The 26,891-nt window shown below is 67.7% G+C and carries 27 protein-coding genes and 1 pseudogene; 13 read left to right on the forward strand and 15 right to left on the reverse strand.

What is annotated here, in order from left to right; all coding sequences use genetic code 11:
* Positions 1 to 194 precede the first annotated feature (194 nt).
* The 9 genes from ROV95_RS06510 (at position 195) to ROV95_RS06550 (ending at position 7,538) form a co-directional block, all read left to right on the forward strand.
* On the forward strand, positions 195 to 590 hold the full coding sequence (locus tag ROV95_RS06510; protein WP_019661109.1) for a diacylglycerol kinase: 396 nt from the start codon (positions 195 to 197) through the stop codon (positions 588 to 590).
* A gap of 33 nt (positions 591 to 623) precedes the next feature.
* Positions 624 to 1,373, forward strand: coding sequence for a TerC family protein (locus ROV95_RS06515; RefSeq protein WP_019661110.1), 750 nt, complete (start codon positions 624 to 626; stop codon positions 1,371 to 1,373).
* A gap of 226 nt (positions 1,374 to 1,599) precedes the next feature.
* Entirely contained in the window at positions 1,600 to 2,760 is a 1,161-nt protein-coding gene (locus ROV95_RS06520; protein WP_197575277.1) for an MFS transporter, read from the forward strand.
* A 545-nt stretch (positions 2,761 to 3,305) separates the two neighbouring features.
* On the forward strand, positions 3,306 to 3,926 hold the full coding sequence (locus ROV95_RS06525; RefSeq protein ID WP_312543583.1) for a LemA family protein: 621 nt from the start codon (positions 3,306 to 3,308) through the stop codon (positions 3,924 to 3,926).
* A 3-nt stretch (positions 3,927 to 3,929) separates the two neighbouring features.
* A complete protein-coding gene (locus tag ROV95_RS06530) occupies positions 3,930 to 4,817 on the forward strand; it encodes a TPM domain-containing protein (RefSeq protein ID WP_312543584.1) in 888 nt (295 codons plus the stop codon).
* Positions 4,817 to 5,311 carry a TPM domain-containing protein gene (locus tag ROV95_RS06535; protein ID WP_312543586.1) on the forward strand — a complete coding sequence of 165 codons (495 nt, stop codon included), beginning with the start codon at positions 4,817 to 4,819 and terminating at the stop codon, positions 5,309 to 5,311. Before ROV95_RS06530 ends, ROV95_RS06535 begins: the two co-directional genes overlap by 1 nt.
* Before the next feature lie 51 nt (positions 5,312 to 5,362).
* Positions 5,363 to 6,250, forward strand: coding sequence for a prolipoprotein diacylglyceryl transferase (gene lgt, locus ROV95_RS06540; RefSeq protein ID WP_312543588.1), 888 nt, complete (start codon positions 5,363 to 5,365; stop codon positions 6,248 to 6,250).
* Positions 6,247 to 7,041, forward strand: a complete 795-nt coding sequence (locus ROV95_RS06545) for a thymidylate synthase (protein ID WP_021203184.1) — start codon at positions 6,247 to 6,249, stop codon at positions 7,039 to 7,041. The genes lgt and ROV95_RS06545 overlap by 4 nt, the downstream gene beginning before the upstream one ends.
* 5 nt (positions 7,042 to 7,046) lie before the next feature.
* Positions 7,047 to 7,538: a dihydrofolate reductase gene (locus ROV95_RS06550; protein ID WP_155028976.1), complete on the forward strand. Its 492-nt coding sequence runs from the start codon at positions 7,047 to 7,049 to the stop codon at positions 7,536 to 7,538.
* Positions 7,539 to 7,861: 323 nt separating this feature from the next.
* On the opposite strand, the gene ROV95_RS06555 is transcribed toward ROV95_RS06550, so the two are convergent.
* The 9 genes and pseudogenes from ROV95_RS06555 to ROV95_RS06595 form a co-directional block, all read right to left on the reverse strand.
* Positions 7,862 to 8,884 (reverse strand): symmetrical bis(5'-nucleosyl)-tetraphosphatase, encoded by a 1,023-nt coding sequence (locus tag ROV95_RS06555; RefSeq protein WP_312543589.1) that lies wholly within the window; start codon positions 8,882 to 8,884, stop codon positions 7,862 to 7,864.
* A 15-nt stretch (positions 8,885 to 8,899) separates the two neighbouring features.
* Positions 8,900 to 9,283, reverse strand: coding sequence for a Co2+/Mg2+ efflux protein ApaG (apaG, locus tag ROV95_RS06560; RefSeq protein ID WP_005412297.1), 384 nt, complete (start codon positions 9,281 to 9,283; stop codon positions 8,900 to 8,902).
* Positions 9,284 to 9,296: 13 nt separating this feature from the next.
* Entirely contained in the window at positions 9,297 to 10,100 is an 804-nt protein-coding gene (gene rsmA / locus ROV95_RS06565) for a 16S rRNA (adenine(1518)-N(6)/adenine(1519)-N(6))-dimethyltransferase RsmA (protein ID WP_312543590.1), read from the reverse strand.
* On the reverse strand, positions 10,097 to 11,077 hold the full coding sequence (gene pdxA / locus ROV95_RS06570) for a 4-hydroxythreonine-4-phosphate dehydrogenase PdxA (protein WP_019661120.1): 981 nt from the start codon (positions 11,075 to 11,077) through the stop codon (positions 10,097 to 10,099). The genes rsmA and pdxA overlap by 4 nt, the downstream gene beginning before the upstream one ends.
* An 18-nt stretch (positions 11,078 to 11,095) precedes the next feature.
* Positions 11,096 to 12,427, reverse strand: a pseudogene (locus ROV95_RS06575) (peptidylprolyl isomerase); the annotation flags it as partial.
* Positions 12,424 to 15,018 carry an LPS-assembly protein LptD gene (lptD, locus tag ROV95_RS06580; protein ID WP_312543593.1) on the reverse strand — a complete coding sequence of 865 codons (2,595 nt, stop codon included), beginning with the start codon at positions 15,016 to 15,018 and terminating at the stop codon, positions 12,424 to 12,426. The pseudogene ROV95_RS06575 and the gene lptD, both read right to left, overlap by 4 nt.
* Positions 15,015 to 15,953: a histone deacetylase family protein gene (locus ROV95_RS06585; protein WP_019661122.1), complete on the reverse strand. Its 939-nt coding sequence runs from the start codon at positions 15,951 to 15,953 to the stop codon at positions 15,015 to 15,017. Before ROV95_RS06585 ends, lptD begins: the two co-directional genes overlap by 4 nt.
* 9 nt (positions 15,954 to 15,962) lie before the next feature.
* Positions 15,963 to 16,517 carry a cob(I)yrinic acid a,c-diamide adenosyltransferase gene (locus ROV95_RS06590; RefSeq protein ID WP_312543596.1) on the reverse strand — a complete coding sequence of 185 codons (555 nt, stop codon included), beginning with the start codon at positions 16,515 to 16,517 and terminating at the stop codon, positions 15,963 to 15,965.
* A 10-nt stretch (positions 16,518 to 16,527) separates the two neighbouring features.
* Positions 16,528 to 17,112, reverse strand: coding sequence for a hypothetical protein (locus ROV95_RS06595; RefSeq protein ID WP_019661124.1), 585 nt, complete (start codon positions 17,110 to 17,112; stop codon positions 16,528 to 16,530).
* 107 nt (positions 17,113 to 17,219) lie between these two features.
* Here ROV95_RS06595 and ubiH point away from each other — a divergent pair, with 107 nt between their 5' ends.
* Positions 17,220 to 18,428, forward strand: a complete 1,209-nt coding sequence (gene ubiH / locus ROV95_RS06600) for a 2-octaprenyl-6-methoxyphenyl hydroxylase (protein ID WP_312543597.1) — start codon at positions 17,220 to 17,222, stop codon at positions 18,426 to 18,428.
* Entirely contained in the window at positions 18,425 to 19,606 is a 1,182-nt protein-coding gene (locus ROV95_RS06605; protein WP_312543600.1) for a UbiH/UbiF family hydroxylase, read from the forward strand. Before ubiH ends, ROV95_RS06605 begins: the two co-directional genes overlap by 4 nt.
* Positions 19,607 to 19,682: 76 nt before the next feature.
* On the opposite strand, the gene ROV95_RS06610 is transcribed toward ROV95_RS06605, so the two are convergent.
* From ROV95_RS06610 to ROV95_RS06635, 6 genes are all read right to left on the reverse strand, one after another.
* The gene (locus ROV95_RS06610; RefSeq protein WP_312543602.1) at positions 19,683 to 20,078 is read right to left on the reverse strand and encodes an EF-hand domain-containing protein; all 396 of its coding nucleotides are present in this window, start codon (positions 20,076 to 20,078) and stop codon (positions 19,683 to 19,685) included.
* 48 nt (positions 20,079 to 20,126) lie between these two features.
* Positions 20,127 to 21,194 carry a 23S rRNA (cytidine(2498)-2'-O)-methyltransferase RlmM gene (gene rlmM / locus ROV95_RS06615; protein ID WP_312543604.1) on the reverse strand — a complete coding sequence of 356 codons (1,068 nt, stop codon included), beginning with the start codon at positions 21,192 to 21,194 and terminating at the stop codon, positions 20,127 to 20,129.
* Positions 21,178 to 21,738 carry a nucleoside deaminase gene (locus tag ROV95_RS06620; RefSeq protein ID WP_019661129.1) on the reverse strand — a complete coding sequence of 187 codons (561 nt, stop codon included), beginning with the start codon at positions 21,736 to 21,738 and terminating at the stop codon, positions 21,178 to 21,180. The genes rlmM and ROV95_RS06620 overlap by 17 nt, the downstream gene beginning before the upstream one ends.
* A 97-nt stretch (positions 21,739 to 21,835) precedes the next feature.
* Positions 21,836 to 22,558 carry a DUF6348 family protein gene (locus ROV95_RS06625; protein WP_021203194.1) on the reverse strand — a complete coding sequence of 241 codons (723 nt, stop codon included), beginning with the start codon at positions 22,556 to 22,558 and terminating at the stop codon, positions 21,836 to 21,838.
* Between the two features lie 51 nt (positions 22,559 to 22,609).
* Entirely contained in the window at positions 22,610 to 23,263 is a 654-nt protein-coding gene (locus tag ROV95_RS06630; RefSeq protein ID WP_312543607.1) for a hypothetical protein, read from the reverse strand.
* A gap of 43 nt (positions 23,264 to 23,306) precedes the next feature.
* Positions 23,307 to 25,055, reverse strand: coding sequence for a glutamine--tRNA ligase/YqeY domain fusion protein (locus ROV95_RS06635; RefSeq protein ID WP_312543610.1), 1,749 nt, complete (start codon positions 25,053 to 25,055; stop codon positions 23,307 to 23,309).
* Between the two features lie 225 nt (positions 25,056 to 25,280).
* Here ROV95_RS06635 and ROV95_RS06640 point away from each other — a divergent pair, with 225 nt between their 5' ends.
* Positions 25,281 to 25,544 carry a DUF2007 domain-containing protein gene (locus ROV95_RS06640; RefSeq protein WP_010481810.1) on the forward strand — a complete coding sequence of 88 codons (264 nt, stop codon included), beginning with the start codon at positions 25,281 to 25,283 and terminating at the stop codon, positions 25,542 to 25,544.
* 30 nt (positions 25,545 to 25,574) lie between these two features.
* Positions 25,575 to 26,240: a peptide-methionine (S)-S-oxide reductase MsrA gene (gene msrA, locus ROV95_RS06645; RefSeq protein ID WP_031270096.1), complete on the forward strand. Its 666-nt coding sequence runs from the start codon at positions 25,575 to 25,577 to the stop codon at positions 26,238 to 26,240.
* Positions 26,241 to 26,891 lie beyond the last annotated feature (651 nt).

Raw genomic sequence — 26,891 nt, forward strand, 5'->3', positions numbered from 1 at the left:
AGGGACGACCATGATAGAAGCTGGGGCAGGTCGAAGCTTGCCCCTGGCAGTCCGTTCACCGGGCCGGTGCCGGGCGGCGGCGGGCGGCCTTGTGGCAAAATGGCGGCCATCTGCCTATTCCTGTGCGCCCATGATCCCCTGCCGTGCGTCTGAGCGGTCGCTGCGCCGCGTCCCTGTTGCTGGATGTTCGCCCCGTGGCTGATCAGTTCGGCCATCTGCCGCGCGGCCCGCGCCGCATCTTCCAGGCCGCCCGCTGGTCCTGGCAGGGCCTGCGCGCTGCCTGGCTGCACGAGTCGTCGTTCCGGCTGGAGGTCTACCTGCTGATCCTGCTGACGCCGCTCGCGATCTGGCTAGGCCAGACGCCGGTCGAACGCGCGCTGCTGATCGGCTCGATGCTGCTGGTGCTTGCGATGGAGCTGGCCAACTCGGCCATCGAAGCGGTGATCGAACGTTACGGCAGCGAGATCCATGAACTGGCCGGCCGCGCCAAGGACATGGGCTCGGCGGCGGTCTTCGTGCTGATGATGAACGTGCTGCTGTGCTGGGCGCTGGTCGTGGTTCCGCACGCGCTGGCCGGCAACTACGGCTGAAACCCCATTCCCCCACTGCCTTGAAGAGTTTCCATGTCCTTTGAGTTCCTCGCCGACCCCAATGCCTGGGTAACCCTGTTCACGCTCAGCGCGCTGGAAATCGTGCTCGGCATCGACAACCTGGTGTTCATTTCCATCGCGGTCAGCAAGCTGCCGGAAGAGCGTCGCCCGTTCGCCCGCAAGCTTGGCATCGCGGTGGCCTGCATCACCCGCATCGCGCTGCTGGTGTCGCTGGCCTACCTGGCGCACATGGCGGCCAACCTGTTCACCGTGGCCGGCATGGGCATCTCCATCCGCGACCTGGTGCTGATCGTTGGTGGCCTGTTCCTGATCATCAAGGGCTGCATGGAGATCAAGGAGCTGATCAGCGGCGGCGAGGATGAAGATCCCAGCACCACCAAGGCCTCGGCCGTGTTCGGCTACGTGATCGCGCAGATCGCGGTGATCGACATCGTGTTCTCGCTGGACTCGGTGATCACCGCCGTCGGCATCGCCGACCACATCCCGGTGATGGTCGCCGCGATCCTGCTGTCGGTGATGGTGATGCTGCTGGCCGCCAACCCGCTGGGCCGCTTCATCGATGCCAACCCGACCGTGAAGATGCTGGCCCTGGCCTTCATCCTGATGATCGGTGCGGTGCTGATCCTGGACGGCCTGGACGTGCACGTGCCCAAGCCCTACATCTACGCCGCGATGGGCTTCTCGGTGCTGGTGGAGTGGCTGAACCTGCTGATGCGCCGCCGCGCCCGCGAGCACAACGTGCCGGGTGCCGGCAACTGGTAAGCGCGCCACAGGCGTGTGAGTCCCTCAGAACCCCCGGCATGCCGGGGGTTCTGCGTTGTGGGGGAGGTTGGCTCTGCAACGGCACTGCGGTTTTTGCACTTTTGGCTGCGTTCCGGCCTCCACTTGTGAATCAGGATCAACAGTGTTTTCCCGGGGCGAGGCTTAATCCGGCGCAGCAAAGCGCGCAGGCTACGCACTCCCGATTCCCGCCCCCCAGGACTCCCCCATGAATTCCAGAGCCGCCTTGCTGGCGCTTGCCGTTGGCGCCTTCGCCATCGGAACCACCGAGTTTGCCCCGATGGGCCTGTTGCCGGTCATCGCCGACGGCGTCGGCGTTGGCATCCCCACTGCGGGCATGCTGATCACCGCCTATGCCGTGGGCGTGATGCTGGGCGCGCCGGTGATGACCCTGCTGATGGGGCGTTTCGGCAAGCGCACCGCGCTGATGCTGCTGATGTCGATCTTCGTCGCCGGCAATCTGTTGTCTGCGCTGGCGCCGAACTACGGGATGCTGCTGCTGTCGCGCCTGGTCACCAGCCTCAACCACGGTGCCTTCTTCGGCATCGGTGCGGTGGTCGCTGCGAGCCTGGTGCCGAAGGAAAAGCAGGCTGCGGCCGTGGCCACCATGTTCATGGGCCTGACCATCGCCAACATCGGTGGCGTGCCGCTGGCGACCTGGGTCGGCCAGCAGCTGGGCTGGCGCCTGTCCTTCGCCGGTACTGCGGCGCTGGGCCTGGTCGCGATCACTGCGTTGGGCTTCGCGCTGCCCGCGTCCGCACCGGGACCGCGCCCGGACGTGCGCCGCGAACTGAAGGCGATCCTGCAGCCGCAGGTGCTGCTGGCCATGGCCACTACCGTGCTTGGTGCGGGTGCGATGTTCACGCTGTACACCTACGTCGCACCAGTACTGACCGAGTTGACCGGCGCCTCCAATGCCTTCATCGCGATGGCGCTGGCCCTGATCGGCATCGGCTTCACCTTCGGCAACGGCATCGGTGGGCGCATGGCTGACTGGTCGCTCGATGGCGCCACCCGTATCCTGCTGGCTGCCCTGGCGGTGCTGATGTTCGTGCTGCCGCTGGCTTTCATGAGCCACGCCACCGCGGCGCTGGGTGTACTGCTGTTCGGCGCGGCGACCTTCGCCCTCGTGCCGCCGCTGCAGATCCGGGTGATGCAGGTGGCCAGCGAGGCGCCGGGCCTGGCGTCGTCGATCAACGTGGGTGCATTCAACCTGGGCAATGCGGTAGGAGCTGCGCTGGGTGGTGCGGTGATCAGCTCGGGACTGGGCTACGCCGCGATTCCGGTGGCCGGTGGCCTGCTGGCCGCGTCGGGCCTGCTGCTGGCATGGCTGGGGCGTAGCCGCACTGCGGTGGCTGAGGCCTGCTGAGTGATATGGGGTTCCGGCAGGGCTTGCAGCCCTGCACCCGCCGAATCAACGTCAACGTCAACGGCAAAAGCCTGCATTCCGTGGGTTGGCGGGGTGGGTCCGGTTGAGGGGGACGCTGCAAGTACGTCCATGTAAGCTCGGTCGCCGCATCCATGCGGCTCACGCCCCCTCAACCGGACCCACCCCGCCTTCGACAGATTCCCGCGATCTGTCGTAACGGCGTTCCGCTCTGGTAGGTGTCGACCTTGGTCAACACGAATGCCTGAAGAACCGGCGTTTGCTTTTGATTTTTTCCTTTGATCTTCCCGCGGTGCGCAGGAAACCGTATGAGGCCGGGCGGGTGGGCGTGGCGGGGGTATCCGCGCCATGGATGGCGCGGCTAAGCCTCCAGGGACGGATTCACGGCGTCCCCCGCCATGCCCACCCGCCCGGACTACCCAGGCGATCCATGAGCACAACCCACCGCGGAGGGGGCGGCGCCCGATGGCCGGTCTTTCACCCGAACCATGGCATGCTCGGCGCCAAGCCCACCCGGAACCTCCGCCATGCGCCTGTTCACCCGTGTCCTGCCCCTGATGCTGCTGGCCTCCCTGCTGTCCGGCTGCGGCTACAACGCCATCCAGCAGAAGGATGAGGCGGTCAAGGCCAGCTGGTCCGAAGTGCTCAACCAGTACAAGCGGCGCGCCGACCTGGTGCCCAACCTGGTGCAGACGGTGAAGGGCTTTGCCAGCCAGGAAGAGCGCGTGCTGACCGAAGTCACCAACGCCCGCTCGCGTGTCGGCCAGATCAACGTCAACGCCGATGACGAAGCCTCGCTCAAGCAGTTCCAGCAGGCCCAGGGCGAACTGGGTAGCGCGCTGTCGCGGCTGCTGGTGGTCACCGAGAACTACCCGGTGCTGAAGTCGGACCAGAACTTCCGCGACCTGCAGGCCCAGCTGGAAGGCACTGAAAACCGCATCACCGTCGCCCGTGGCCGCTACATCCAGCAGGTGCAGGACTACAACACCTACATCCGCTCGTTCCCGCAGGTGGTCACCGCCAAGATCTTCGGCTACAAGACCAAGCCGAACTTCACCGTGGACAACGAAGCGCAGATCTCCAACGCGCCGGCGGTCGATTTCGGCAGCGCGCCGCAGCAGCAGCCGGCACCGCAGCCGGGCCACTGACCCATGCGCCTGGCCACTGCGCTGCTGGCTCTGCTGCTGTGGCTGCCGCTGGCAGCGCAGGCTCAGCAGCTGGCGCCGGTTCCGGCGCTGGATTCGCCGGTGGTCGACACCACCGGCACGCTGGATGCCGCGCAGAAGCAGGCGCTGGTACAGCAGGCGCTTGACCTTCAGCAGCGCAAGGGCAGCCAGCTGCAGGTGCTGGTGGTACCCACCACCCAGCCGGAAGACATCGCCCAGTACACCACGCGGGTCTTCGACCAGTGGCAGATCGGCCGCAAGGGCGTGGATGACGGGGTGCTGCTGGTGGTGGCCAAGGACGACCGGCGCGTGCGGATCGAGCCGGGCTACGGCCTGGAAGGCGCGATTCCCGATGCCATCGCCAACCGGGTCATCCAGGAGTACTTGGTGCCACGCTTCCGCAGCGGCGACTACGCCGGGGGCATCACTGATGCCACCGCCGTGCTGGTCAAGCTGATCGATGGCGAAGCGTTGCCGGCACCGGTCAGCGGTCATCGCGGGCGCGAGCCCGGCGGTGGCGGCGACACCTGGTTCCTGGCGCTGTTCATCGGCGTGTTCGCCGGCAGCATCCTGCGCGGCGTGTTCGCGCGCGTGCCGCGCCCGCTGCGTGGCCTGCTCGGCGGCGCTGGCGCAGCCGTGGCGGCGTTCCTGTTTACCTCCACCCTGCTGGCCAGTGGCCTGGCCGGCCTGGTTGGCCTGATCGTGGCGATGCTGTCCGGCCACCCGGGGCGCTTTGCCGGCGGTGGTGGCTGGGGCGGCGGCAGCTGGGGCGGGGGAGGCGGCTTCGGCGGTGGTGGTGGATTCGGCGGCGGAGGCGGCTGGGGCGGCGGCGGTGGCCGTTCCGGTGGCGGTGGTGCTTCGGGAGGCTGGTGATGATCCAACGTCTGTTCCGCCATGTATGTTCGCCGTCGGTACGTCGCGCGTTCCCGCCAGCCACGCTGCAGGCGATCACCGAGGCCATCGCCGCCGGTGAGCAGCGCCACGGCGGTCAGGTGATGTTCTCTGTGGAGGCCGATCTGCCTCTGTCCGCGTTGTGGCACAAGGTCACCCCGAGGCAGGCCGCCGAGCATGCCTTCGCACGCCTGCGCACCTGGGACACCGCTCACAACAACGGGGTGCTGATCTACCTGCTGCTGGCCGACCATGCCATCGAGATCGTCGCCGACCGCGGCCTGCGCGGCCGGGTCAGCCCGGCGCAGTGGCAGCGGGTCTGCACCCATCTGCGCGAGGGCCTGCGTGGTTCCAATCCGGTGGAAGCGCTGCAGGATGCCATCGACGAGGTTTCCAGCCTGATCGAAGGGCACTTCCCGGCCTCGACGCGGTCGAACGATGACGCGTTGCCGAACTCGCCCCAGCTCCTTGGTTGAGCCGGGGCGGCACTGGCCCGAGAATAGGCGTTCAACCGCAAGGCACCTTCCATGATCTATTTCCACGACATCGACCCCATCGCCCTCTCGCTGGGGCCGATCAAGGTGCATTGGTACGGCATCATGTACCTGCTGGGCTTCACCGCTGCCTGGCTGCTGGGACGCACGCGCATCGCCGCCGGTCGCCTGCCGGGCGTCGACGCCAACGGCTTCTCCGACCTGCTGTTCTACGCCATGCTCGGCGTGGTGCTGGGCGGGCGCATCGGCTACATGCTGTTCTACGCGCTGGGCGATTTCCTGCACAACCCGCTGCTGCTGTTCAAAGTATGGGATGGCGGCATGAGCTTCCACGGCGGCCTGCTGGGCGTGCTGGGCGCCTGCTGGTGGTGGTCGCGCAAGCACCGCCTGCACTTCTTCGACACCATGGATTTCATGGCGCCGCTGGTGCCGCTGGGCCTGGGTTTTGGTCGCATCGGCAACTTCATCGGCGCCGAGCTGTGGGGCAAGTACACCGACGGTACCTGGGGCGTGGTGTTCCCGTCGGGCCTGCCGGCGCCGCTGAACCAGCTCGACCACGCCACCTTGCAGGCGCAGTTCGCCACCGGCGCGCTGAACCAGTTCGCGCGCCATCCCTCGCAGCTGTATGAAGCGCTGCTGGAAGGTCTGGTGATGTTCGTGGTGCTGTGGACTGTCTCGGCCAGGCCGCGCCACCGCTACCTGGTCGGCGGCCTGTTCGCACTGATGTACGGCCTGTTCCGCTTCGCGGTGGAGTTCGTACGCATGCCCGACAACGGCGTCTACGTGGCTTTCGACTGGCTGACCCGCGGCCAGATCCTCAGCCTGCCGCTCATCGCCTTCGGCCTGGTGCTGCTGGCGATGTCGCGCCGCGCACCCGTGCTGCAGCCGCAACCGGTGATGGCTGCGGAGGGCAAGGCATGAAGGCCTACCTGGATCTGCTTGCGCATGTGCTGGAACATGGCGCGGAGAAGAGTGATCGTACCGGCACAGGCACCCGCAGCGTGTTCGGCTGGCAGATGCGTTTCGACCTCAACAAAGGCTTCCCGCTGGTCACCACCAAGAAGCTGCACCTGCGCTCGATCATCCACGAGCTGCTGTGGTTCCTGAAGGGCGATACCAACATCGGCTACCTGAAGGACAACCAGGTACGCATCTGGGACGAGTGGGCCGACGAGAACGGCGATCTCGGCCCGGTCTACGGCAAGCAGTGGCGCAGCTGGGCCACCGCCGATGGCCGCGAGATCGACCAGATGCAGTGGCTGGTGGACGAGATCAAGCGCAACCCCGATTCGCGCCGGCTGGTGGTCAGCGCCTGGAACGTGGGCGAGCTTTCGCAGATGGCGCTGATGCCGTGCCACAACCTGTTCCAGTTCTACGTGGTGGACGGCAAGCTCAGCTGCCAGCTGTACCAGCGCAGCGGCGACATCTTCCTCGGCGTGCCGTTCAACATCGCCAGCTATGCGCTGCTGACCCACATGGTGGCGCAGGCCACCGGCCTGGGAGTGGGCGACTTCGTGCACACGCTGGGTGACGCGCACCTGTACTCGAACCACTTCGAGCAGGCCCGCGAGCAGCTGGCGCGCGAACCGCGCGCGCTGCCCAAGCTGTGGTTGAACCCGGAGGTGACCGACCTGTTCGGATTCCGGTTCGATGACATCCGCATTGACGGCTATGACCCGCACCCGGCGATCAAGGCGCCGGTGGCGGTGTGAGTGCCATGAAGCTGTCGATGATCGTGGCGCTGGACCGCAACCGTGGGATCGGCCAGGGCAATGCCATGCCCTGGCACCTGCCGGATGATTTCAAGCACTTCAAGGCGCTCACCCTGGGCAAGCCGATCCTGATGGGGCGCAAGACGGCCGAGTCGATCGGCCGCGTACTGCCGGGGCGCACCAACCTGGTGCTGACCCGCAGCGGCCAGGTGCCGTTCGCGGGCATGCGCGCGGTGGCGTCGCTGGACGAGGCCAAGGCGATTGCCGAAGGCGAGGGCGCCCGCGAGTTGTGCATCATCGGCGGCGGCGAGATCTTCCACCAGCTGCTCGACCAAGCCAGCGACCTGTACCTGACCTGGGTCGATGCCGAAGTGCCTGCCGATACCCATTTCCCCGAAGTCGACATGCAGGACTGGCGGGAAGTCAGCAGCGAGCCGCACCCGGCCGACGAACGCCACGTCTACGCGTTCCGCTTCGTGCATTACGTGCGCCGCTGATCGCGCAAATACCAACGAAAACACCGACGGGGATATCGACGGGGTAGAGTCGACTGTTAGTCGACTGCTCTCGGCGGCCCCCCGAAAAACCCGCGCTGCGCGCGATAGTCGACTGACAGTCGACTCTGCCTGGGCTGTCGCTACGGCATCCGGTAATGCCCGATGATGGCGTGCTGGAACCGCGGGTCCTCTTCGCGCGTGCTGCGCCCAGCGGCGAAGACGCGCAACGGCTGCGATGGACCGTGGGCGGTGCTTCCACCGCCGGTGGTGGCCGGGCCCGGAGTGGGCAGCGGCACCCGTCCATGGTGCCGGGAACGATCAGGTCACGCCTGCGGCGGGGCCCCGTTGTTGCCAGGGCCTGCGGAGCCGCCCCCACCGGCGCCACGGCGACGACGGCGGCGCGGGCCACGGTTGCCCGGGTTGGCGGCCGCGGCGCTGGCCCCGCCCGGATCCCTGCCCTGCGCCGATGCAGCCGGGCGCTCGCGTGCTGGTCGCGCTGGCATGCGTGCGTTGGGCACGGGTGCGGGGACATCGCGGCCCGGCACCTGCACCACGCGCAGTTCATCGGTATCGAGCTGGATCGCGGTCAGCTTGCCGCCCCAGACTGCGCCGGTGTCGATGGCATGCACGCCCTGGGTGATGGTCAGGCCCAGCGCCGACCAGTGGCCGCAGACGATCTTCAGGTCGCGCTCGACCCGGCCTGGCACTTCGAACCAAGGGTACAGTCCCTGTTCCTGCGTGCCCGGCGTGCCCTTGTCCTCGATGCCGATGCGCCCGCGCGGGGTGCAGTAGCGCATACGGGTGAGCACATTGATGATCGCCCGTGAACGGTCGTAGCCGGACAGGTTCGGCGCCCAGCTCGGCTTGTCGCCGTACATGTTGCGGAACAGCTTGCGGTAGCCGGCACCGTGCAGTTGCGCCTCGACCTCGGCGGCATGCTTTTCGGCCATCTGCGTGGTCCACTTCGGCGCCAAGCCGGCGTGCACCATCATCCAGCCCAGCTCGCGGTCCACGTGCACCAGCTTCTGCAGGCGCAGCCAGTCCAGCAGTTCGTCGCGGTCCTCGGCCTGCACGATGCGCAGCAGGTCCGGGTTGACCTTGCGCTGTTCCTCTTCGGTGCGTGCACCGACGGCCAGCAGCGAAAGGTCATGGTTGCCCAGCACCACCACGCTGTGCCCGCGCAGCGAATGCACCAGCCGCAGCGTTTCCAGCGACTGGCCACCGCGGTTGACCAGGTCGCCGCAGAACCACAGGGTGTCCTGCGCCGGGTCGAAGCGGATCTTCTCCAGCAGGCGCTGGGTGACGTCGTAGCAGCCCTGCAGGTCGCCGATCGCCCACACACTCATCGTTCGGCCTCCGTGTCAGTGCAGGGTACGCGGGATGGCCAGCACGAAAGGTGCGACCGGCGCGGCGAATTCGGTGCCGTCGTCGGCGACCATGTCGTAGTGGCCCTGCATGGTCCCGTGATCGGTCCCCAGCATGACACCGGACGTGTAATGGAAGTCTTCACCGGGACGCAGGCGCGGCTGCTCGCCGATCACCCCGTCGCCATCGACATGCTCGACGCGGCCATTGGCATCGGTGATGCGCCAGTGGCGTGCAACCAGGCGCGCGGCAACACGGCCCTGGTTGTGGATGCGGATCGTGTAGGCGAACGCATAGCGCCCGTCTTCCGGCGCGGATTGGTCGTCGAGGAAGCGCGGTGCGACTTCGACGGAAATGGCGTAAACGTCAGCGTCTTCCATACCGGCAGTGTAATCAGGAGGCATTGGCCAAAGCGATGAATTCAGCCACATCCAGCTGTTCGGCGCGGGCATCGGGGCGCACGTCGGCGGCGACGAACTGCTCGGCCGTCACGACGTTGTTGAGCGCATTGCGCAGGGTCTTGCGGCGCTGCCCGAAGGCGGCCCTGACCACCTCGGCGAAACGGGCGTGGTCGTTGATGTTGATCGAGGCCGGGTCACGCGGCACCAGCCGTACCACGGCCGAATCGACCTTCGGCGGCGGCCGGAACGCGCCCGGCGGCACCACGAACAGCGAGGTCACCTGGCAATAGGCCTGCAGCATCACGCTGAGGCGGCCGTACACCTTGCTGCCGGGGCCGGCGGCCATGCGGTCGACCACTTCCTTCTGCAGCATGAAGTGCATGTCGCGGATCACCGCGGCATGTTCCAGTGCATGGAACAGGATCGGCGAGGAGATGTTGTAGGGCAGGTTGCCGACCAGGCGGATCGGCTGGCCGGCAGCCAGCTCGGTGAAGTCCACGCGCAGCACGTCGCGGTGGACGATGGTCAGCTCGCCCAGCGGCTCGGCGGCGGCGGTCAGCGGCGCGATCAGGTCGCGGTCGAACTCGATCACCGTCAGTTTCGGATGCACGCGCAGCAGCGGCAGGGTGATCGCGCCCTGGCCGGGACCGATCTCGACCAGGCGATCGCCTTCTTTCGGGTTGACCGCCATCACGATCTTGTCGATGTAGTGGCGATCGGCCAGGAAATGCTGGCCAAGCTGCTTCTTGGCCGGTGCGGTGAACACCGGGCCGGAGGGGGAATGCGGGGAATTCATGCGCTCAGTGTACGTTGCCGCGCAAGCTGCGCACACAGCGTCGTTGCCGCCTGCAGGCTGGAAGGATCGGCAATGCCGCGGCCGGCCAGGTCCAGCGCGGTGCCATGGTCTACCGCCACGCGCGGGTAGGGCAGGCCCAGGGTCAGGTTCACCGCCTGCTCGAAACCGGAGTACTTCAGCACCGGCAGCCCCTGGTCGTGGTACATCGCCAGCACGGTGTCGAAACCGGCCAGCTTGGCCGGCAGGAACGCGGTATCGGCCGGCAGCGGCCCGACCAGGTCCATGCCCTCCGCGCGCAGGCGCTGCAGCAGCGGGATGACCAGGTCCAGTTCCTCGCGGCCCAGATGGCCGTCTTCGCCGGCGTGCGGGTTCAGGCCGAGCACGGCGATGCGTGGCGCGGGCAGGCCGAACTCGCGGCACAGCGCGGCGTGCACGGTGCGAAGGGTGTGTTCCAGGCTGGGCGCGGTGATCGCATCGGCCACCTCGCGCAGCGGCAGGTGGGTGGTGGCCAGGGCCACGCGCACGATGGGGTTGGCCAGCATCATCACCACCTTCACCCCGGCCTGGTCGGCCAGCAGTTCGGTGGTGCCACTGTAGGCGATGCCGCCTTCGTTGATGACCGCCTTGTGCACCGGGCCGGTGACCACGCCGTGCAGTTCGCCGGACAGGCAGGCCTGGCCGGCAGCGAGCAGGGCGCCGATGACGGCCCCGGCATTGGCCGGGTCGGCCTGGCCGAAGTGGCTGGGCATGGCATTGGCCACCGCGCGCACACGCAGGTCGCCCGGGGCGCGGGCTTCGGCGTCCTCGGGCAGCAGCTGCAGGGGCAGGTTCAGCGCGACGGCGGCCGCGCGCAGGGTATCCGGGTCGGCGAAGGCCAGCAGCCGGCAATCTTCACGCGGCTGCTGGACGAGGCGGACACACAGCTCCGGGCCGATCCCGGCGGGCTCGCCCGGTACCAGAGCGAGCTCGGGGCGCATCGGTCAGGACTGCGGCGGCGTGGCGGTATTTTCCGCGCGGTCCCCGCTGCGGAAGCTGACATAGGCTTCGCCACGCAGTTCCTGCAGGAAGCGGTTGTACTCGTCTTCCAGCTTGCGACGGCCAATGGTCTCGCGGATCTGGGCGCGCTGGTTGTCGTTGGTCACGTCGGTCTGGCGGGTGGCCACGCGCTGCACGATGTGCCAACCGGCATCGGTGCGGAACGGCTGGCTGACGCCGCCGTCCTGGATGCCGGCCACCTGCTGGCCAAACGCCGGACCGAACGCGTCGACCGGGAACCAGCCCAGATCGCCGCCCTGGCCCTTGCTGTTGTTGTCCTCGGAGGATTCCTTGGCCACGGTTTCGAAATCCGCGCCGCCGGCGATGCGGGCGCGCAGGGTATCGATCTTGGCCTTGGCGGCAGCGTCGGTCTGGTGATCGTCCACGCGCACCAGGATGTGGCGGCCGTGGTATTCGGTGACCGTGTGCGCGCCACCGCTGGCGGCGCTGGCATCACGCACTTCCACCAGCTTCAGCAACTGGAAGCCGCTGGGGCCGCGGATCGGGCCGACCACTTCGCCGGGCTTCATCTTTTCCATCAGCTGGGCAAAGGCCTGCGGGATTTCATCCAGGCTGCGCCAGCCCAGATCGCCGCCTTCCAGCGCGTTCGGGCTGTCCGAATAACGCACGGCGGCAGCGTTGAAGTCCAGCTCACCCTTGTCCAGCAGGGCCTTCACGCCCTCGGCCTTCTTCTGGCCGGTGGCGATCTGGTCGGCGTTGGAGCCGTCGGGCAGGGCGATCAGGATGTGTGCCAGGTGGTACTGGTTGCCCACCGTGGCCTGCTGCTTCAGCGCGGCGTCCACTTCACCCTCGCTGACGCTGATGCGACTCTGCGCGAAGCTCTGGCGCAGGCGCTGCACAGTGATTTCATCTCGCACCGAAGCACGGAAATCGTTGAAATCGATGCCGTCGTGGGCCAGGCGCTGGCGCAGTGCATCCAGGTCCGAGCCGTTCTGCTGGGCGATGGCATTCATCGCCTGGTTCAGCTCCTGGTCGCTGACGCGGATGCCGCTGCCCTGGGCGCGGGCGACCTGCAGCTTGACCAGCACCAGTCGCTCGAGCACCTGGCGGCTGAGCACGTCTTCCGGCGGCAGCTGGTTTTCACGGCCGGCGTACTGCGCCTTGATGTTGGCGATCGCACGCTGGAGCTCGCTCTGCAGGATCACGTCCTCGTCGACGACGGCGGCGATGCGGTCCAACGGCTGCGCCTCCTGCGCGAGCACCTGCAGGGGGGCGGACACGCTGGACACCGCCAGCAGGGAGGCGAGAAGAACGGGGAAGCGCTTGGTCATGGGATCTGATTCGGATCGTAGTCATCGCGGGTCACCCCGGTGTTGCTGGGCGGCACGAGATAGAGGTCGTCGCGGTTGTAGCCGAGGATAGCACGGCGCAGGGTGCGGTCCGTGTCCTGGCCGATGGAGCTCAGGCCCTTCAGTACGAACTCCACCTGGATGGAATTGTTCATCTCGCCCTCGCGATTGCGGACGTAGCGGCGGCCGACCACGCGCACGGCCAGGCAGCAGCTGTCCCACTGCACGCCGCCGATGATTTCCAGCGGCTCCTTGTCCTGCAGCGAGTAGTAATAGCGACCGACCAGGCTCCAGCGCGCATTCAGCGGGTACAGGAACGACAGGTCAGCCTGCTCCAGCAGGGTGCGGCCATGCTTGTTGGCCGTCGCCGGGGCGCCGGCGTTGATGCGGTAGCGGTAGCTCAGGTTGATCACGCCATCGTTGGGCATCAGGTAGCGGGCGCGGACGCTGGCCAGATCCTCGCGCTTGTACTTCGGGTCCCACTGGTAGGTGGCGCCCAGGGTCCAGCGGTCGTTGATCATGTAGTTGCCGTCGGCGATCCACGCCGACTTGCCCTTCTCCACCGGCGCGCCGCCCGGCGTGACGGTCACCCGCGACTCGTCGAAGTACTGGATCTGGCCGATCGAGGCCGAGAACCGCTCCTTGCCGGTGGTCTGGTCGATGAAACGGGTACTCAGTGCCAGGGTCAGCTGGTTGGCATCGTTCTGGCGGTCGGCGCCGGTGTAGCGCGAATCGCGGAACAGCTGGCCCCAGCTGAAGGTGAAGTCACGGGTGTCGAAGATCGGCAGTTCGTCCTGGTTGCGGTACGGCGTGCGCAGGTAGAACAGGCGCGGCTCCAGCGTCTGCAGGAAGGACTTGCCGCCGATGCTGGTCTCGCGGTCGAAGAACAGGCCGGCGTCGATGCTGCCGATCGGCAGGCTGCGGCTGGGCGAGGTGTTGCCGCGCAGCTGTTCCGGGGTGGCGGTGGTCGGGTCGATGCCCTGCGAGCGCAGAATCTGGCCACGGATGCCATTCACGCCGTCGACCAGGCCGCGATCGAGCTGGTAGGCCGTATACCGATACGCCAGGGTCGGCGTGATGTACCAGGCCGCGCCGCTGATGGGGAACGACACGTACGGCTTCACGTCCAAGCGCGAACCACCGCTCACACCGATTCCGGATCTCTGTTGGACGCCATTGCGCGTGTACTGCAGGTCCGGACCGGCATCGGCGCCGTACTTGAAGTTGATGTCGTCGTGGGTGAAGCGCACGGCCTCGGCGTAAATGCCGGTTTCCAGCCACGGCAGGATCGGCTTGTCCCAGTTGAAATACAGGCGCGGCTGGCGGTTGTAGGGCAGCGCGCTCTCGTTGAGGGTGTAGTCGGTCAGTTGCCAGCGGTCGGCCATGATCCCGGCCGTCCAGTTCTGGCCGGTGCCGTACAGGCCAATGGTGCTCTGCAGGTTGGAGGCGGTCACGCCCACCAGGCGGTTGGCGAAGTCCTCGACATAGCGCTCGTCGCTCACCCAGGCCAGGTTGGCGCGGGCCTGCCAGTGGCTGTTCACGTTGTGGTAGCCGTCGAACATCACCCGGCCGCGGTCGCGGTCACGCAGCCTGTCGCTGGGCATGTAGCTGGTCAGCACCTCGCCACGGCCGCCGTTGTAGAGGTAGCGGAACTCGTTGTCGAGCAGCAGGCCGCGCCGGCTCATGTAGCGCGGGGTCAACGTGTCGTCGTAGTTCGGCGCCAGGTTGAAGTAGATCGGCTGCGCGTAGTCGAAACCGTTGCGGCCGGACATGCCCAGCTGCGGGAACAGCAGGCCGGTCTTGCGGCGGTCATCGATCGGGAACTTGAAGTACGGCGCCCACAGCACCGGCACCTTGCCGATCCGCAGCACGGCGTTGCGGGCGGTGCCGAAGCCCTCGTCGTTGTCCACTTCGATCTGCGGCGCCGACAGCTTCCACACCGGCTGTGACGGGTCGCAGGTGGTGTAGGTGGAGCGGTGCATCTGGCCGACCGCGCCCTGCAGGTCGACCGACTCGGCATCGCCGTTGCCGCGGCGCGACACCAGCTGGTACTTGATGTCGGTGATCTTGTGGGTGTCGCTTTCCTGGTTGCCTTCGGCGCGCTTGGCGACCATCCGGATCGACCCGTCCTGGTAGCGGACATTGCCGTCGGCGATGTAGTTGCCGGTCTCGGTGTCGAAACTGAGCTTGTCGGTACCGACGAACTGGTCGCCCCGGCGCAGCGCCACGTTGCCCTCGTACTGCGGCACGGTGGTGGTACCCAGCAGCTGGTCGCCTTCGATGTCGGTCGGCTGGTTCTCGCGGGCGGCCGCAGCGGCAGCCTTGTCCTGGCCCGGGACCGGCGTGGGGGCGTCGGTGAACGCGGGAATGACGTCGGTGGCCGGGCACAGGCCCCAGTTGAGCGGCTTATCATCAGCCATTGCCGGAAGGCTGATGGCGATGCTCAGAGGCAGGGGAAGCAGGCGGAGGGCTCGGCGCACGCGGTTCGGATTCGGGCGAAAACGGACGGTAGCTTGCCCCATCCCTTGCATAGGGGCAATGAAGGACGCCGGAGCCTGCCGGTTCGGGTTCATCCGGCGGAGGTGCCGGCGGATGGCGTAAGCAGGGCCTGGACATGGGCCACGCTGCACTCGGCCAGGGCCTGCAGGTCATAGCCGCCCTCCAGCATCGACACCACCCGGCCAGCCGCGTGGCGGCGTGCCAGCGCGTGCAGCTCACCGGTGATCCAGGCGAAATCGTCGGTCTCCAGCATCAGATCCGCCTGTGGATCACGCAGGTGGGCATCGAAGCCGGCCGAGATCAGCAGCAGCTGCGGGCGGAAGTCGTCGATGGCCGGCAGCATTTCGTCGGCCCAGACGTTGCGGAAGCGGAAGCCGCCGCTTCCCGGCGGCAGCAGGATGTTCATCAGGTTGCCGGCACCGCGGTCGCGGCGCAGGCCGGAATTGGGGAACAGCCCGGCCTGGTGGGTGCTGTAGTACGAAACCCGGGCGTCATGCTGGAAGATGTCCTGGGTGCCATTGCCGTGGTGCACGTCGAAATCGACCACCGCGATCCGTTCCAGGCCATGGCGGTCGCGGGCATGGGCGGCGGCGATGGCGATGTTGTTCAGCAGGCAGAAGCCCATGGCGGTGCTGCTGGTGGCGTGGTGGCCCGGTGGGCGTACCGCGCAGAAGGCCAGCGGGTCCTCGCCCAGCATCACCGCATCGACTGCGGCGACGCCGGCACCGGCGGCGTGCACGGCGGCGCTGGCCGAGCCCGGCGAGGTCCAGGTGTCCATGTCCAGCTGGCGCAGCGGTGCGGTCTGCGGCTGCAGCACGAAGTCGAGCAGGGCGCTGTCGTGGACCCGGGTCAGTTCGCCGAACTTCGCCGGCGGCGCCTCGCGCCAGTCCAGCTGGCCGGGGAAGGCGGTGTGCAGCGCGTCCAGCACCTGCTGCAGCCGTTGCGGGCATTCGGGATGGCCGGGACCGGGGTCATGCAGCAGGCAGGACGGGTGGGAATAGACCAGCATCGTGCCGACTCAGCGCTGGCGCTGCTGTGGCTGCCACAGCGCTTCGCCATGGCCGTCGGCGCGGGCCAGCACCCGGGCCAGCACGAACAGCAGGTCCGACAGCCGGTTGAGGTATTGCAGCGCCTCGCTGCGGACGGCCTCGTGGCGGGCCAGGGTGACCGTCTCGCGCTCGGCGCGGCGGACGATGGCGCGGGCCAGATGGCAGCGCGCGGCAGCTTCGCCGCCGGCCGGCAGGATGAATTCCTTCAGCATCGGGAGGTTGGCGTTGTAATGGTCCAGCTGCTGCTCCAGGGCCGAGACGTCGGCGGCATGGATCGCGGCGTGGCCGGGAATGCACAGCTCGGCGCCCAGATCGAACAGCTGGTGCTGCAGATGCACCACCAGCGCGCGTACACCCTCGGGCAGGGGCGCGGCCAGCAGCAGGCCGAGCGCGGCGTTGGCCTCGTCGACGGTACCGAAGGACGCCACGCGGGCGTCATCCTTGGCCACGCGTTGGCCGTCGCCAAGGCCGGTACTGCCGTCGTCGCCGGTGCGGGTGTAAATGCGCGAGAGGCGATGACCCATGGCGCGCGGCTCAGTGGCGGATGTCGCGGCGGGCCTGCTGGAGCTTCAACACCTGCTCCACGGCCAGCTGCAGGGCAGCGGCCAGCGCCACATAGATCGCCGTAGTGCGCAGGTAGGGCCCGAACCACTGCGCGTAGTTCTGTGCCCAGCCGGCCAGCGTCGGCTCGGCCACGTTACGGCTGGTCCAGTAGAAGCCGCCCTGCGCCAGCAGGTGGCAGATCGCCACCGACGCGACCAGCAGCAGCGCACCCTTGGCCAGCACCGGCCAGCGCGCGCCCTGGTAGTTGCGGCCCAGCAGCATGCCGCCGGCCCACAGCGAGAAGTACGCCGGCAGCAGCAGCCAGTAACCCGGCGACACGCAGTAGTGCTGCCAGAAATCCAGGCCGCTGCTGCGGATCACGATCCAGTCCACCAGCACGGCGAACACCATCAGCAGCGGAAACGCCCAGCGTGTCCACGTGGCCAGATAGAAGCCACCGATGAAGAACACCGCCCAGGAGGCATCCGGAATGGCCGCGAAGTGGTTGACCCGGGTCGCCGCCAGCAACAGCACGAGGACGGACAGGACGAAGGCGCGGTTGGCGGTGGCGGACATGGCAGCGGGCCCGGAGCGGATTCAGGTTTCATTCTAGCCCGCCGCGCCGGTTGGCGCAGGCGCCGCTTGTTCGGCGTACAGTCGGGGCGAGCGCGTATCATGAACACATGAGTGAACGACATGACGTGCTGATTGTCGGTGGTGGCCTGGTGGGTGCCAGCCTGGCCATCGCCCTGGACCGGCTGGGCCGCGACGTGGGCCTGCTCGAGGCCAGCCCGGCCGGCGAGCTGCCTGCGGTGTTCGACCAGCGCAATCTCAGTTTCGCCGCTGCCACCGTCAATGCGCTGACCGCGCTGGGGGTGATGCAGAAGCTGGCGATGGCACCGGGCCCGATCCGGCGCATCCATGTCAGTCGTGCCGGCGATTTCGGCCGTGTGCAGCTCGAAGCGGCCGATTACGACCGGCCGTGGTTCGGCCAGGTGGTGGTCGCGCGCGATTTCGGCCAGGCGCTGGAAGCGCGGCTTCAGGAGCTGCCGCGCCTGCGCCGTTATCGGCCGATGCGGTTCCTGGGACTGGGCGAGGTGGTGGACGGCTACCGCCAGGTGCGGGTGGCTGACGAGGCGGGTGAACGCGTGCTGCTGGCACGTCTGGTGGTGGGGGCCGATGGCACCACCAGCGGCGTGCGTGGCGCGCTGGGCATCGAGGTCGACCGCCATGATTTCCAGCAGACCCTGTTCGTCGCCCGCGTGCGCAGCCAGCGTGCGCCGGATGGCACGGCCTGGGAGCGCTTCACCGATATCGGCCCGACCGCCCTGCTGCCGCGCGGTGACCGCCACTTCGGCACCGTGCATGGCGTGGCCCGCGATCAGGCCGATGCGGTGATGGCGCTGGACGATGCGGCCTGGCTGCAGCGCCTGCAGGACGCGATCGGCTGGCGTGCCGGCCGCCTGCTCGAATCCGGTCCACGCAGCGCTTATCCGCTCATCCAGGTGCTGGCGCGCGCATTGGCCGGTGAACGCACGGTGCTGCTGGGCAATGCCGCGCAGACCATCCATCCGCTGGGTGCGCAGGGCTTCAACCTGGGCCTGCGCGATGCGCTGACCCTGGCCGAACTGCTGGAGAATGCGCATGAGGATGCCGGCAGTGATGCATTGCTGCAGGCCTATGTTGCACGCCGCGAGGAAGACCGCCGGCAGACGGTGGCGTTCTCCGGCGGCCTGGCACGGCTGACCAGCAACCCGGCGCCACTGATGCGGCCGCTGCGCAGCCTCGGTCTGGTGGCCGCACAACGCGCCTCGGTGCAGTCGATGCTGGTCGGTGGTGCGATGGGCTTCCGTGGCGAAGTACCGCGGCTGTGCCGTGGAGAAACCGCATGAGCCGGCGCGCGCGCCTGGATGTGGCCATCGTCGGCGGTGGCGTGGTCGGTGCCGCGTGCGCGCTGGCGCTGGCCGATGCCGGCCTGTCGGTGGCGTTGGTGGAAGGTCGTGAGCCCGCGCCGTGGCAGGTTGCGCAACCGGACCTGCGCGTGTTCGCCTTTGCCGCCGACAACGTGCAGCTGTTGAACCGCCTCGGCGTGTGGCCGGCGATCGCCCAGGCCCGTGCCTGGCCCTACCGGCGTATGCAGGTGTGGGATGCGGCCGGTGGCGAAGATCTGCTGTTCGATGCCGATCGCTTCGGCCGTCGCGAACTGGGCTACATCGTCGAGAACGGCCTGCTGCAGGACCGCCTGTGGGCGGCGCTGCCGGCGGCGGGCGTGCAGCTGCACTGCCCGGCACGGGTGGAAGCACTGGAGCAGGACGAGGATGGCGTGCGCCTGCGCCTGGATGACGGTCGCCGCCTGGAAGCGGCGTTGGCGGTGGCCGCCGACGGTGCCGAATCGACCCTGCGCCAGCTGGCCGGGATCGAGGTTGAAAAGCATGACTACCACCAGCGTGGCGTGGTGGCCTACGTGGACAGCGATCTTTCCAACCAGGCCACGGCCTGGCAGCGTTTCCTGCCAAGCGGGCCGCTGGCGTTGCTGCCGGTGGCCGAGCGCCGCAGCTCGATCGTCTGGACCCTGCCCGAGGACGAGGCGGCGCGTGTTCTGGCGCTGGACGAGGACAGCTTCAACCGCGAACTGACCCGCGCCTTCGCGGCACGCCTGGGTGAGCTGCGGTTGGCCTCCCCGCGAGCGGCATTCCCGCTGCGCCGCCAGCTGGCCCGTCACTACGTGGCCGGTCGTGTACTGGCGTTGGGTGACGCGGCGCATGTGGTGCATCCGCTGGCCGGGCAGGGCGTGAACCTGGGGCTGCGTGATGTCGCCGCCCTGCAGCAGTGGCTGGCACCCTCGGCAGAGCGCCGCGGCCAACCGCGGCTGTCGCCGCAGCGCCTGCAGCGCTGGGCACGCGAACGGCGGAGCGACAACCACATCGCCGCCTACAGCTTCGATGCGATCAACCGCCTGTTCTCCAACGACGAAATGCACCTGACCCTGGCCCGCGGTCGTGCGCTGGGCTGTGTCGGCAAATGGCCGCCGCTGGTGCAGGCATTCTGGAAGCGCGCCGCCGGGGTGTAGCAGAATGCAAACCGCTCTGGTGGGTGCCCCACGTCAGTAGATCCACGCCATGTGTGGATGAAGATCGCGGGTGGATTCAATCCACCAGCCAGCCGGCCAGGTCTGCACGATCCAGCTTGCCGCGACGCTTCACGTCCAACGCATTGAACTCATCGGCCAGCGCCGGATTCGCCTGCGCTTCCTCGCGGCTGATGAAACCATCGCCGTTCACATCCAGCGCAGCGAAGTGGATGCGGTACTGGCCGACCACGCTGCTTGGTTCCAGCGAGCGCACGGTCACCTGTGCCTCGCCGGCCTGCTGCGGAATCTCGACGCTGCCGCTGACCCGGCCCGCATCCAGCGGTTGCTGGCGGATCGCGCCGCCGGTGGGGCCCAGCGGCTGGCTCTGCGCAGGGGTGTGCGGCAATTGCTGGGCCACCGCTGGTGCGGCGGCCAGCAGGGTGATCAACATGGCGAGCGAGTGGTATCGCATGGTTCCCTTCCTCGGTAGCGCCGGGCCCATGCCCGGCGGGCATGTTCCTCAGCGCAGCGGCGAGGCCAATACCGTGATCTCCTCACGGTCGTGATAGAGCTGCTTGGCGCGTACCACCAGCGGCTTGCCGGCCTGGTCCTGGAACAGGTCCAGGCACAGGCGGGTTTCGTCCCAGCGCTTTTTCATCGGCAGCTTCAGATTGAAGATGGCGTGCCTGCACCAGCCTTCGCGGAACCAGGTGGCCATGCGTTCGGCCACGCGGCGCGGCTGCTCGACCATGTCGCAGACCATCCAGTCCAGCGGCTGTTCGGGGTGCCAGTGGAAACCATCGGCGCGCAGGTGCTCGACCAGACCGGTGTCCAGCACGTGCTGGCGCAGCGGGCCGTTGTCGACGCTCAGCACGTGCATGTGCTGGCGGGTCAGTACCCAGGTCCAGCCGCCGGGGGCGGCGCCCAGGTCGGCCGCACGCATGCCGGGCTTGGCCAGTGCTTCGCGTTCTTCCGGCGTCAGCAGGGTCAGCAGTGCTTCGTCCAGCTTCAGTGCCGAACGCGAAGGCGCCTCGGGCAGCAGCTTCAGGCGCGGGATGCCCAGTGCCCACGGCGCGCTGTCGGCCGGGTCGGCCACGCAGACGAAGGCATGGGTGCCGTCGACGAACACCACGTGCAGGCGCGGCAGGCGGTTGTTTGGCTTATCAGTGAGCTTGCCGGCCTTGCGCAGCGCCGGGCGCAGTGCATTGCCGAAGGCACGGGCCAGCCCGGACAGTGGCTTGCCAGCGTCCGAATCGGGGTGCTCCACCCACAGGTCGCCGAAGCGCGGCGCATCGGCCAGCACCTCCAGCATCGGGGTGATGCGATCGCTCGGGTCCAGCTGCGGCAGCTCGGCCAGCACGACCAGCTTCTGCCGCGCGAAGATCAGTTCTCGCCAGCGCAGGCGTGGCGCCAGTGCTGCAGCGTCGTCGCACATGAAAAGCACATAGCCGTCATTGCGCTGGGTGCGCGCATAGCCAGCGAAACCGGCTTCACCGGCGCGGAACTGCAGCTCGCCGGCCAGCTCGGGTTCAAAGCCCTGCCGGCACAGGCACAGCAGGCCGATGCCGGTCTCAGTAACGGGCGCCATCGCTTTCCCCATAGGTTCGCAGCACGCTGCGCGCGGCGTCGCGGTCCAAGCCCTGCACCACTTCGATGCCACGCTTGTTGAGCTCGCCGACCCAGTCGGCCGGCAGCGGGCCTTCATCGAACGGGGTCAGTTCCTCGACGTCGGCCGCACTGGCACCGATCAGCAGGCGGTCGATGCCGGCCCACACGGTAGCGCCATAGCACTGGCAGCATGGCTGCGAACTGGTGGCCAGGGTGACCGGCGACAGCACCGCGTTCAGGCGCGGGGTCTGCAGGCGCTGCTGGGCCAGCATGTAGGCCATGTTCTCGGCGTGCGCCAGCGAAGTCGCGTGCGGCATCACCCGGTTCACGCCAGCGGCGATGACCTTGTCGTCCGGGCCGAACACCACCGCACCGAACGGGCCGCCACTGGCGTGCTCGACGTTCAGCCGCGACAGCTCGATCGCCAGCGCGACCTTGGCCTCGTCGCCCGGATATCGACGATCCAGGTCGATCTGGTCGTGGATCCAGGCGGGAAGGGTCAGGTGGACTTGCGCGTACAGCATCGCGGGGGTGCCTCGTGTGGGATGGAAAAAAGTGCGGTTGCTTGGGGAACCGGCGCGCAGTGTAGCCGCACCGGCCTGTATCGGGTGTGGGCGTGGGTCAGCCTGGCGAGCCGGTGCGGACCACCACGTACTGCTTGCGGAATTCCAGCCCTGCCTGCGGCCAGCTGGCCGCGTAGGCGCGCAGCAGGGGCAGGGCGGCGGCGAAGTCGTGGCCGTTGACCCGGCAATCGGCCTCGCACAGGCCATCGGCATCGCGCGAGGCGAACAGGCGGATGGCCAGGAAAGAACGCGTCTTCAGCAGCGCATCGAATGCATCGATGCTGCGCGTGAACAGGCAGCAGGGGCAGGAGCCATGATCGTCTTCGCTGCGGGGGCCGGTGTCCATCTCATGCTCGCGGTAATGCGCCAGTGGACCGAGCACTACGGTGCGTTCGAGTTCCTGGCCGTCAGCGCCGGCCGGATAGGTCAGGCCCATCATCGGCAGGCCCTGCGCGTCTTGGGCGCCGATCGCGGTCTGCAGGGTCACCAGGTCCACCCGGGCCCAGGCCTGGAAGCCGGACAACAGCGATGCCTGCTCATCGGCACCATTTGCGTGCTGGTACTCGAACAGGCCATCGGCGAACAACTGCGGATGCTGGCTTTCAATGACGGTGGAGGTCTGCCAACCACCGTTGTCGCGCGCGTGTGCGGCCATTGCATGCGGGGTCAGGCGCAGGCCGCTGTCCAGCAGCAGCGCGTTGCCGTCGACGCGGCTGGCGGTGCCGGCGTCCTGAAGGACCTGCTGCAGCAGCGGGAGGAGGGCAGCGGAGGTCGTGGTCATGTCAGGCCTGTCGGTGGATGGGGTGGAACATCCAGGCAGGGCCTGGAAAATCTAATGGTCGAGCGCGTCGAGCTCGGCGCGATATCGCTGCGCGTCGGGCTGCTGCTGCGGATCGTTGCCGTGGTCGCGCAGCCAGGTTTCCAGCTCGCGGCGATAGTCCGCGCGGAACTCGGCATTGCCCGGGCTGAAGTGCAGCTTGCGCGCCGCTACCTCCACGCGCTCGCGCGCACTGGCACGGGCCTGGGCGATGCCATGCGGGGATTCGTTGGTGAGGATGACGAAGTTGCGTGGGAAGCCCGGCGTGTACTTGACCACGAACGGCTGGTCGCGCGCCGGGATGCGGATGGCGTTTTCCAGCGGCCACAGCGAAGCGGTGTTGGTGTAGAACACCACGTCCACGTCGCGGCCCTCGGCGGTATGCAGCACCCCTTCGTAGCGCCAGATGTACTGTTCGTTGAGCGTGGAACTGGTTCGCTCGGCCTTGACGATCACCGCTTCACCACGCTCGCCCACCACGTTGAGGAAGGTGGCGTTGAGGAAGTGGCCGAGGAACATGTTGAGCATCGCCAGCGGGAACACCACGATGGCGTAGCCCGGAAAGCGCCGCCACCACGAGACCAGTCCGGCCAGCACCATCGCTGCAAAGAACGTCAGCAGCGGATGCTGCGAGATGAACCAGAACAGGACGGAGAGGGCGGTGATCATTGTCGATGGCGTGCGGGCGCCATGCTGGCGCCCGCGCAGGTCCTCAGGCCGACCAGGTATCGCGCAGGGTCACGCTGCGGTTGAACACCGGCTTGGCTTCGGTGTGGTCGCGGCGGTCGGCGACGAAGTAGCCGGTACGTTCGAACTGGAACGACTGCTCCGGTGCGGCGCTGGCCGCGGCCGGCTCGACATAGCCGGTGACGGTGCGGCGCGATTCCGGATTGAGGTAATCGCGGTAGGTCTTGCCTTCCGAGTCATCATCCGGGTTCGGCACCGAGAACAGGCGGTCGTACAGGCGGATCTCGGCCGGCACGCCATGCACGGCGCTGACCCAGTGGATGGTACCCTTGACCTTGCGGTTGGCGCCTTCCATGCCCGGACGCGATTCCGGATCCAGCCAGCCGCGCAGCTCGGTGATGGTGCCATCGGCATCCTTGATCACTTCGTCGCAGCGGATGATGCCGGCGCCGCGCAGGCGCACTTCGCCACCCGGCACCAGGCGCTTCCAGCCCTTCGGCGGCACTTCGGCGAAGTCCTCGCGGTCGATCCACACTTCGCGGGCGAACGGCACTTCGCGGCTGCCGAAGCTCTCGTCCTTCGGGTGGTTGCTGAAGGTCAGCAGCTCTTCGTGGCCTTCCGGCAGGTTGGTCAGCACCAGCTTGACCGGATCGACCACCGCCATGCGGCGCGGTGCTGCGCTGTCCAGGTCTTCGCGCAACGCGCCTTCCAGCACGCTGAAGTCGATCAGCGAATTCTGCTTGCTGATGCCCACGCGCTCGGCAAACAGGCGCATCGCAGACGGGGTATAACCACGGCGGCGCAGGCCCTGCAAGGTCGGCATGCGCGGGTCGTCCCAGCCGTCCACCAGCTGTTCGGTGACCAGCGCCATCAGCTTGCGCTTGCTCATCACCGTGTAGTTGATGTTCAGGCGCGAGAACTCGATCTGGCGCGGCTTGGCAGCTTCGCGCGGCAGGCCGGCATCGACCAGCGGCTGGGTCAGCGCATCGTCATGGGCGAAATCGACGTTGTCCACGCACCAGTCGTACAGCGGGCGGTGGTCTTCGAACTCCAGCGTGCACAGCGAGTGGGTGATGCCCTCGATCGAATCACCCAGCGCGTGGGCGAAGTCGTACATCGGGTAGATCGGCCACGCGCTGCCGGTGTTCTGGTGCTCGACGTGCTTGATGCGGTACAGCGCCGGATCGCGCAGGTTGATGTTGCCGCTGGCCATGTCGATCTTCGCGCGCAGGGTGCGTGCGCCATCCGGGAATTCACCGGCGCGCATGCGGCGGAACAGGTCGAGGTTCTCCTCGACGCTGCGGTCGCGCCACGGCGACGGGCGGCCCGGCTCGGTGAGAGTGCCGCGGTAGGCGCGCACTTCCTCGGCCGACAGGTCGCAGACATAGGCCTTGCCCTGTTCGATCAGCTTCTCGGCGGCCAGGTAATAGGCCTGGAAGTAGTCCGAAGCATGGCGCAGCTCGTTCCACTCGAAGCCCAGCCAGCGCACGTCGTCCTGGATCGCGGCCACGTACTCCGGATCTTCCTTGGCCGGGTTGGTGTCGTCGAAGCGCAGGTTGCAGACGCCGCTGAATTCGCCGGCGATGCCGAAGTTCAGGCAGATCGACTTGGCATGGCCGATGTGCAGGTAGCCGTTCGGTTCCGGCGGGAAGCGGGTCTTGATCGCCTGGTGCTTTCCGCTGGCCAGGTCCTCGCGCACGATCTGGCGGATGAAATCGCGCTTTTCGTGGCTGTCGGCGGGGGTCTCGGGGCGGGCGGGGGTGTGCTCGGACATGAGTCTGGGGCGAAAAAGGGCAGAAAGACCAACAGTCTAGCGCGTACCGGGCGGGGTTGCCCGGTGGGGTGTGGGGATGCCGGCCAGCGGCCGGCACTACCCTTGCCTGCAATGCCGGCCCACCTTCTGGTAGTGCCGGCCGCTGGCCGGCAACTCTCGGATCCCGCCCCCGGCACCATTCAGCCCCCGGGCGTATGCTGGACCCTTGCCCCGAGGAGCCGCCGCATGCACATCGTGTACAAGGCCGACAACCTGTTCGACGCCCACCTGGTCAAGCACGCGCTGGAAGACGCCGGCATTCCCGCTTTTGTATTTGGCGAGTCATTGCTGGGCGGCATGGGCGAGCTGCCGCTGTTTGGTGTGCTGCGGGTCGGTATACCCGATGCGGCACGCCCGCAGGCCGAGGACATCGTGGCCGCGCTGGACTTGGGCCACGCGCCGGACGCCCCCATTTCAGATGCAGACGACATAGCCGGCCTTCCGGCGTAGGAGCGCATCATGTTGGGAATTGGCCAGGGCATCCTCGGCATCGGGGCCTTCAAGCAGCGCCTGCCGCGCCCGGAAGAGGCGCTGCCGGGACGCGAGCAGCCGTTGCCGCTGCACAGCAACCAGCACTTCGTGAACAGCCATCCGCTGAAGGACCGCTTCGCCGGCCTGCAGCAGATCCGCTTCGCGCTGGGCTGTTTCTGGGGCGCCGAGCGCAAGTTCTGGACCGAACCGGGCGTGTACAGCACCTCGGTGGGCTATGCCGGCGGCATCACCCCGAACCCGACCTATGAAGAGGTCTGCTCGGGCCTGACCGGCCACACCGAAGTGGTGCAGGTGGTGTTCGACCCGGCGGTGGTGAGCCTGGAACGGCTGCTGCAGCTGTTCTGGGAAAGCCATGACCCGACGCAGGGCATGCGCCAGGGAAACGACACCGGCACCCAGTACCGTTCGGCGATCCATGCCACCGACGAGGGCCAGTACAAGGCCGCGCTGGCCAGTCGCGAGGCCTACCAGGCGCAGCTGGATGCGGCCGGCTACGGCCCGATCACCACCGAGATCGTGTACCCGGCACCGGCGTACTACTACGCCGAGGACTACCACCAGCAGTACCTGGCGAAGAATCCGAACGGCTATTGCGGCATCGGCGGCACCGGCGTGAGCTGCCCGATCGGATTGGATGTGGAGGCGCCGCGCTGACGCGCGGTGGTCCGCCTGCGGCGGGCAACGTCAACGGCTGAAAGCCAAAGCCAAAGCCAAAGCGGCTCTGGGTTGCTGCTTGTTGGGTGGGGCGGTGTGGGTTGGCAGGACACGCCGTGAACCCGTCCCTGGGGGCTCGATGGCGCCTTGCTCGTGTGCGCTGTCCTGCGCACACGGCAAGACCGGGGTTGGGCGTCCTGCCCAACCCGCCCGAGGCATGCCTCGGGCCCGTGGCGCCAACGGTCCTGCCAACCCACACCGCCCCACCCCCGACAGTTTCCCGGTGACGGTAAGAAAGAGCATTGGGTTACTGACGAACTGATGGAAAACAAAAAGGACGCGGCGTTCGCCGCGTCCTTTTTGTTTGGTTCTGCATTGCCCTTGTAGAGCCGAGCCATGCTCGGCTCCGAGCAAGCGAAGCGCGCGACCCGCTGTTGCTCTTCTTTCTTTCTTCCGTGGCGGGCGGCCGCAGGAAACTGTCGAAGGCAGGGTGGGTAGGCCGTGCAGGGGCGTGAGCCGCATGGATGCGGCGACCGAGCTTACAGGGACGTACTTGCAGCGTCCCCTGCACGGCCTACCCACCCTGCCAACCACATGACCCGCTCTTCGCGACCAAGCCCCCCGCCACGAGGGGCTCAGCCGTTGGCCGGA

Source organism: Stenotrophomonas maltophilia group sp. msm1 (assembly GCF_032025805.1).
In the GTDB taxonomy this organism is placed as follows: Bacteria; Pseudomonadota; Gammaproteobacteria; order Xanthomonadales; family Xanthomonadaceae; genus Stenotrophomonas; species Stenotrophomonas hibiscicola.